Raw genomic sequence first — 4,106 nt, forward strand, 5'->3', positions numbered from 1 at the left:
GCATACAGGAAATAGAATTAAGGAATTTAGGCATGAATGATATACAAATTGCAGAACATTTTAAAAACGGCCTTGTATTCATAACGGAAACAGGAAACCATGTTCAACCGAGGAACTTTGACAGAACCTTAAAAGGCATATTAAAAAGGGCAGGACTTGAAAAAATAAGGATACACGATTTACGGCATACCTTCGCATTGTTAAGCTTACAAGCCGGTACAGATATAAAAACCCTTCAAAATGATTTAGGACATGAAAGCATACAAACTACACTAGATAAATACGGACACGTAAACGAAATAATGAAACGTGAAGCCGCTAATAGGAGAAGTCAATTATTAAAATCTGTAATATCCCATAAGTAAAGTTACAAGTAAAGTAGGCATAAAAAAACAGGTTTCAGAAATCCTGAAACCCTGGTGCGCCCAGCAGGAGTTGAACCCGCAACCTTCTGATCCGTAGTCAGACGCTCTATCCAATTGAGCTATAGGCGCATATTTCATACATATGATATATATGAATACATATGATATATATGATATATATATATTAATATAAATAAGTCAAAAAATCAACTCCAAAATTTTCCTATTTAAATCCTATATTTTCCATTATTAGTAATTATTCCTGTTATTTGCTCCAAATTTTTCATATCACTTTTTGTAAACAATTTGCGAAAAACTTATATAAAATCATATTTAGCAATAATAATCTTACATTAAATTCTTAGATAGGGTTTATACTTTTTGAATTATGGCAATTGTATATGATATAATTGGTAACGTGTATAATTTATTTTTTACATAAAGTGTTTTATAAAATATTTATTTAATTAATATAATAAATATTTAAATATTCCCATAATGGAGAGAGGATGCTGATTATGTACTTTCAGGAATATAAATCGATTTTGTATTCCGACACCCTTGTGCCTGATATATTTATAAGTGAATATTTGCCATCCATGCCGGGAGAACAGGTAAAGGTATACTTATACTGCCTTTTTCTTAGTAAATACAACAAAAAAGCAACCACCGAAGACCTCTCAAAAAAACTGGGAATGGATTATGATAGCGTAAGCAATGCAATTTCCGCCCTTGTTAATCTTGGGGTAATGAGCAGAAAAGATAACACCATCAATATATTAGATTTGAAAGAAAAGGAAATAAATAAAATATACAGGCTGAAATCAACTTCAACACCTGAGGAAGCTATTTTAAGTTCCGAAAGAAATGCCAAGCGGAGAAAAATAATTGCAGCAATTAATAATAACTTCTTCCAGGGGCTAATGTCCCCATCCTGGTATACTAATATAGACGCCTGGTTTGACAAATACAAGTTTGAAGAAGATGTAATGTATGCCCTTTTCCAACATTGTTACGATTATAAAGGCCTATCTCCGAGCTATATTGAAAAAGTGGCCGATAATTGGCACAGTAAGAATATCATAAATAGTTTTGACCTGGATACATATTTCATACAATATCAGAAAGTAAAGGATATTAAGCAAAAGATAGTAAAAAAGCTAAAACTCAATAGATTTCTTACAGAGTATGAAGAAGAGTATGTAGAAAAGTGGGTAGAAAACTTTGGCTTTAATTTTGAAATAATTGATCTTGCCCTAAAGAAAACCACTTCAAAAACTAATCCTAATTTCAATTATGTACACGCTATTTTAAAAGATTGGGCTGAAAAAGGTTTTAAATCCAGGGAAGAAATACTTGAGTATGAAAAAAGCAAAAAGCGAAGTTACAACAAAAAACAAGACCAAGACTCTGCTGTGCCTCAGCATAGCAATTTTGAGCAGAGGAAATATGATGAAGAATACTACGATAAATTCTTTGACAACATAGAAAAATGAAGATTTTTAAGGTAACTTTGAAAAGCAATTACTTTAAAATAGGCAAGTAATCACGGGAGGGCATTCCGATTAACAATGAACACAAACATATATAATTTAATAAAAAAAGAATACGAAAAAAAGCAAAGACAAGCCTATGAAAAGCTTATGGATAAAAAGAAAGAAGTGTTTTCCGCAATACCCGAATTGGAAGAAATAGAAAATAAAATTCAGGCATCAGGCCTTACATACAGTAAGCTGATATTATCCGGCAAAAAATCATGGGATACTGAAGTTTCAGCCCTTCTTTTGGATATGGAAAAGCTTAGGAACAGAAAAAAACTGTTGCTTGAAGCAAACCATTATCCCCAGGACTATCTTGAGCCTGAATATGAATGTGAAAAGTGCAAAGATACGGGATTTATTGACGATAACGGTATTGCAGTAAAATGTCATTGCTACCGCCAAAAGCTTATTAATTACCTATATGACCAGTCGAACTTAAGCCTGGTTAAACTGGAAAATTTTAATACCTTCAATGAAAAATACTACCCTGACATAGTTGATGAAAAAAGGTACGGGATTAAAATATCACCCAGGGAAAACATTTTGAAGATAAAAGACAGGTGCATTGCTTTTATTAATAATTTTGACTCACGAGATGAGAAAAACCTGTTTTTCAGCGGTCCACCAGGGGTTGGAAAAACTTTCATGGCAAGCTGTATAGCCAGGGAACTGCTTAACATGGGGAAGACTGTCCTCTACCAAACTGCGCCTGTAATGTTCAGCACAATTAATGAGTATAAGTTCAGGTTCTCCGGAACTGAAGAATATAGTGATACGGCTTACAGGAATATTTTTGAAGTAGAGCTTCTTATAATAGATGATTTGGGAATTGAGCCAACAAGCCCTGCAAGATACGCAGAACTTTTAACTATACTTAATACAAGGCAGGCAAATAACCTCACCCGTCCTTGTAAAACCATAATATCAACCAATATCGGCCCAAAGCAGTTATATGAATATTATACTGAAAGGGTAGTGTCCCGTATTGTGGGTTATTTTGACAGGTTAATATTTGCAGGAGAAGATATCAGAACAATAAGGAAATAAAGCTTTAAGTATTACAAACCCAGCAACTTGTAGATAAAACTTGCAACCTGGCTTTCAAAACCCTTTAATACCATTCCTTGCATGTAATATATGGTGCCTAAGATTAGCACTCCAGGAATAAAACCCAAAAGCTCCTTCTTATTTGTTTTTTCTTTTTCCCTGGTTATTTTTTCAACATCCTGACCGGTATTTTTTACTAAGGCAAATAATAAAGCAGCCAATATAATTACACTTATCATTATTATAAATGCCCATACTATAATAACAGCAACCAACTGCTCCAGCGGCATTTTATTGAACATGTCAAACAAAAGTTCCGGGTCCGTATTTGGCTCAACTCCTGCCATTTTTGAAATATCCGACAATTTGTTGGCTGCAAACATAACCAGGACTCCTGCGGTATTATTGACAAAATGGGCAAATATGCCTCCATAAAGGGAATTGGTTCTGTAAACTATAAACCCTATAAGGGCCCCAAGTAAGAATGTACCGAAAAGCCTTTCAAAATGAATATGCATAATACTGAAAAGAAAAGCAGTAAGAATTATTGAAGCCGCTGCTCCCAGTTTTTCCAGGCCTCTCTGGACAACCCCCCTGAAAAGGACTTCTTCGCATATACCGGCAGCTAAACCGACAGAAAGTATATTCAAAACAAGTCCCCCATAACTGGTAACGGCCGGGGGTTGGACTATAATAGTTTTTCCGAAAATATACCATACCAGCCATATATTTATCATGTTGAACATCCCTACTACAGGTATGGAGAAAATCATAATCCAGAATATCAGGAAAAGGTTTAAAAAGCCGACCTTATTAAGCCTTAATACTTTTTTGATATCATACTTGAATATTACGAGTGATATAATCGCAGGGAGGAGAATAAGCACTACTTCCGTAATTAGCACTCCCGAGTAAAAACCCTTTTTTTGTACCCTGTAACCAATAAGTATAAAAAGAATGACAATTATTGAATACAGTACCCCCACCATCAATATGCCGGGTTTACGTACGGATTTGTCTTCCAAATTCTCCCGGTATAATTCACCTTTATGGTAAAATTCCACAAACCATCTCTCCTATACTTTTACAATTAACTGCTATAATAACATAATAACAATTATTTCTAATATGTGCAATTAAATTTTACAAATGG

General features: G+C 34.1%; 4 protein-coding genes and 1 tRNA gene. 3 read left to right on the plus strand and 2 right to left on the minus strand.

Features of this window, described 5'->3' with window-relative positions; all coding sequences use genetic code 11:
* On the plus strand, positions 1–365 hold a 365-nt coding region (locus tag HPY74_20115; GenBank protein NSW92914.1), incomplete at its 5' end, for a tyrosine-type recombinase/integrase.
* 52 nt (positions 366–417) lie between these two features.
* Here HPY74_20115 and HPY74_20120 read toward each other — a convergent pair.
* Positions 418–494 (minus strand) — tRNA-Arg (locus HPY74_20120).
* A gap of 389 nt (positions 495–883) precedes the next feature.
* Here HPY74_20120 and HPY74_20125 point away from each other — a divergent pair.
* Both HPY74_20125 and HPY74_20130 read left to right on the plus strand, forming a co-directional pair.
* Positions 884–1,861: a DnaD domain protein gene (locus tag HPY74_20125; GenBank protein ID NSW92915.1), complete on the plus strand. Its 978-nt coding sequence runs from the start codon at positions 884–886 to the stop codon at positions 1,859–1,861.
* A gap of 75 nt (positions 1,862–1,936) precedes the next feature.
* Complete coding sequence (locus HPY74_20130; protein NSW92916.1) at positions 1,937–2,953, plus strand: ATP-binding protein; 1,017 nt, start codon at positions 1,937–1,939, stop codon at positions 2,951–2,953.
* 11 nt (positions 2,954–2,964) lie between these two features.
* Here the strand turns inward: HPY74_20130 and HPY74_20135 are convergent, their stop codons facing one another.
* On the minus strand, positions 2,965–4,017 hold the full coding sequence (locus HPY74_20135; protein ID NSW92917.1) for a CPBP family intramembrane metalloprotease: 1,053 nt from the start codon (positions 4,015–4,017) through the stop codon (positions 2,965–2,967).
* Between the last annotated feature and the right edge of the window lie 89 nt (positions 4,018–4,106).

Source organism: Bacillota bacterium (genome assembly GCA_013314855.1).
GTDB lineage: Bacteria > Bacillota > Clostridia > Acetivibrionales > DUMC01 > Ch48.